Source organism: Virgibacillus chiguensis (assembly GCF_900129865.1).
Classification (GTDB): Bacteria; Bacillota; Bacilli; order Bacillales; family Amphibacillaceae; genus Virgibacillus; species Virgibacillus chiguensis.
Window position 1 is genome coordinate 169,101 of the sequence record NZ_FQXD01000009.1, and the last position, 3,724, is coordinate 172,824.

At 31.6% G+C, this 3,724-nt stretch carries 3 protein-coding genes; all 3 read left to right on the forward strand.

Annotated features, from left to right (window positions below; all coding sequences use genetic code 11):
- Positions 1-1,407: N-acetylglucosaminidase (locus BUB45_RS11845; RefSeq protein WP_170861754.1), on the forward strand; the 1,407-nt coding region annotated here is incomplete at its 5' end.
- A 423-nt stretch (positions 1,408-1,830) separates the two neighbouring features.
- Positions 1,831-2,646, forward strand: coding sequence for a hypothetical protein (locus tag BUB45_RS11850; RefSeq protein WP_073009445.1), 816 nt, complete (start codon positions 1,831-1,833; stop codon positions 2,644-2,646).
- An 824-nt stretch (positions 2,647-3,470) separates the two neighbouring features.
- A partial coding sequence (gene tnpA, locus BUB45_RS11855; protein ID WP_139300150.1) for an IS200/IS605 family transposase occupies positions 3,471-3,724 on the forward strand: 254 nt, incomplete at its 3' end.

The window sequence follows — 3,724 nt, forward strand, 5'->3', positions numbered from 1 at the left end:
TCTGCTGGAACAAAATTTGCAATAGCAACAGATGCGGGGAATTTCTGGAGGATTATTTACGGTAATAGAGTAGGCTATGTGTATAAGAGTGGCACTAAAAATGAATTTAGTAATTCAGATAATTATATTGAAGCAACAAGCAATGGTCCAGTTTACGATATAAGAAGTGGTGATTATAAAAAAGTAGCGGAATTGGAGAAAGGTCAAGTCTATCGACGTATAGGGCAATCAGGGAACTATCATATTTTACGTCTTGGAGATTTCAGAGGTTTTGTTCATACTTCACATACAGTGTTAGGAAATAAAAGTAAAATTACTAATGAAAAGGAAAATGAAGAAAATATAAATGATAAGATAGTCATAACTAAAAAAACACCTGTATATGATAATACATCTGGGAGCTTTGTAAAGTTTGGAAGTTTAACAGAAGGTGTGATTTTTAGAATTGTCTCTAATGGTAATCACTATGCTAAAATAATCTTTGGAGACAGAATAGGTTTTGTTAATAAGAAGAATTTTAATGTATATGGTACAGAATATACTAAATATGATATTAGTTTAAACGAAGCAGTAAACATCCAAATGACTGCAGGTCCGCAGACGGATAAAAAGTATGATACCTATGTTTCAAAAAATTATATTAAAGATGGAAAGGTAACTGCTACTACCTTAAACGTTAGAGGTGGCCCGGGATCAAGTTACTGGATAGTAGGACAGCTTTCCAAAGGTACAAGTGTTGATATTATTGATGAGAAAAATGGTTGGTATCAAATCGACTTTAAGAAACGTTGGGTTAATGCAAGTCCAGAAGATGTAAGATATTATTTAGACCCAAATAATTTCATTAATGACGAGAAACAAAAGTTTCAATTTTTAGATTTGGCAAGGTCAAGCGATGTGACAGCAAGTGTATTAAATAATTACTTGAGAGGAAAAGGTTCATTAGCTGGACAAGGTCAAGCATTTATTGATGCAAGTCGTGTTAATGGGGTAAACGATATTTATTTAGTTTCTCACGCTGTGCTAGAGACTGGAAACGGTAGTTCTACTTTAGCTCAAGGAGTTGAGTATAAAGGGGTCACCGTATATAATATGTTTGGTATTGGTGCTTATGATTCATGTCCAATTGAGTGTGGTGTTAAAAGAGCATATGATGAGGGGTGGACTACACCTTATAAAGCTATTGTTGGAGGAGCGAAGTTTATTGGTGATGGCTATATAAACAATGGTCAAAACACACTATATAAAATGAGATGGGATCCACAAGCAATGGATGATAACAATAGATTTGGTAAACAGTATGCTACAGATATTGGATGGGCATCAAAGCAAGTATACACAATGTATAACCTTTATCAAGAAATAGGTTCCTATAACTTATATCTTGACGTTCCTGACTATAAATGATTTTGTTCTCTCGCTATTTAAGTTTGGGATAGCCAAAGGATAGAATCATAGTCGGTATGACATGGAGCCATGACTTGCATGATTTATGAGCCAAATCAATATGAAAAGGGGATTTGCTTACACATAGAAATGCATGCCCTCCACTCCACAAAACTCCTTGTCTATCACCTGTTTCAATACTAAATAGTGCTGAGATTGATTTTTCTAAAAAGTGTAAAGTAAAGTAGTGCATTTAATTGATAACCCGCACTACTTTCTTTTCTCTAAAAATGTAAAAATAATATTGTTTTAAAAGTAATATTCTGCAAACTAAAAAGATAGCATAAACACTGCATTAAATTTTCGTAATAATTCTACATTGTTTTTAAATTATAAATGCTATTTGATGTTAACACTAAAATTAAAACTTTGAGGAGGTTTATTATGTTTAACGAATATAAAAAAATTTACACAGAATTCAATGATGTACCAAAATTGGAAATAACTACAAAAAAACCATTTTTGTTGGAAGTAAATAAAAATGGTGTCAAATATGAGTTTTTTGTAAGAATAAATAAAAAAAGTAGTAATTTATTAATATTAGGATCAGGTGCTTATAAACCTTCAACCATGACCTTGCCAGTATTCCAAAGGCATTCATGGATTGATGAATTAGAAGAATCAATGATTTTTTATAATGATCCCACATTATATTTGGATCATTTAATGTTAGGATGGGGTTTTGGAGATCTAAAAGAGCATTATTTAAAAAATATTTCAATGATATTAAAAGATTTAAGTGATTTTTTTAATTATAAAAATGAAAATATTTTCTATTATGGTAGTTCAGCAGGAGGATTTATGTCATTGATGCTGGCTTCCATGATGAAATCTTCTACTGCAATTGTTAATAACCCTCAAACAAAAGTTACAAATTATTATGAGGTTCATGTGAATAAATTAATGAAAACTTTGGATATAACTAAAGAGATTGCTGAAACAGAGTACGATAGTAGGATAAGTGTATTATCTAGTTTTAAAAAGCATAACTATATACCAAAAGTAAAGTATTTACAGAATTCTGTTGTTGAACATGATATAAATAATCATTTAATACCGTTTGTATCTCAATTAAAAGAAATTGATGAGTCTGTTTTAACAAACGAAATTCAAATTGATTTATATTTTAATAGAAAGTTGGGTCATAATCCTGTGGGGAAAAGGAAGACGATAGAGTATATTAAAAATGCAATTAATTAAAATAATACAAAACACATTTATAATAGCCTTAATATACGTCAATAGTTGCTGTTCGCAAAGTCAGCAAGCTATTGTGTAGGCAGTGATGAAATAAAATTATTAGGTATGAAAATTTCATTAATTTAACCCCTTGGCTCCCTATGTGTTTAAGTGACAAGAAACAGAAGTGCCCCCAAATCTTGTATAATGGTTGTCGTCGTAGAGAACCATTAAAATGGAGGATTACACGCTACGGCCTTTATATGGCAAACTTGCTTATTTGACATCAAATAATTATACGACAGGGTCCTCACCCCAAAATATGGTAGACTTGGATGCAATCTATTACAAATAAGTAATTGTAGAGTAGTTTATTACGAATGACACTTTAATTATTAACGTAATTTATTTCAAGCATGTGATTAACCACTACTAAAGGAAGTCAATAGCATATTTTTAAAAACGTGGATGCTAATTCGAGGGAGAATAGGAAAAATGGCTTATTTGACAAAGCTAATCTACCACTTTTATGAAGATAATGGAACATAATTGAATGTTCCTTGAGTTTTCGAACTCAACAATGTACACATGAGTACATTTTGACATCGTAACACTTGTTATCTGTTGCAAAATTGATGCAACTAATAAATCAGCCAAAATCTGTTTACATCTTTCAAGATATATTTTAATGACTTAAATAAGATGTTTTTGCATTGCATGAAACTATACTGCATCATATAGAAATAAATTTAACTTACAAATGCGTGGTCTAACTCCACCGTCTTTAGACGGTATCCGCTTTTAGCCTTATCTTTTTTGTCCATACTAAGTGAAGAGGTGAAAGTATGGAAGGATATAGAAAAAATAGTCATACTGTGTATGATATCAAGTATCATGTCATATGGGTGACAAAGTATAGATATAAGGTTTTGGGCGGGCATATAGCGGTGAGAGTGCGTGATTTGATAAGACAAGGTTGTGAAGCCAGAGGAATTACCATATTGCAAGGAAGTGTTGGGAAAGACCACATTCATTTATTATTATCTTGTCCTCCAAGTATTGCTCCAAGTAAAATATTGCAGTATCTAAAAGGAAGATC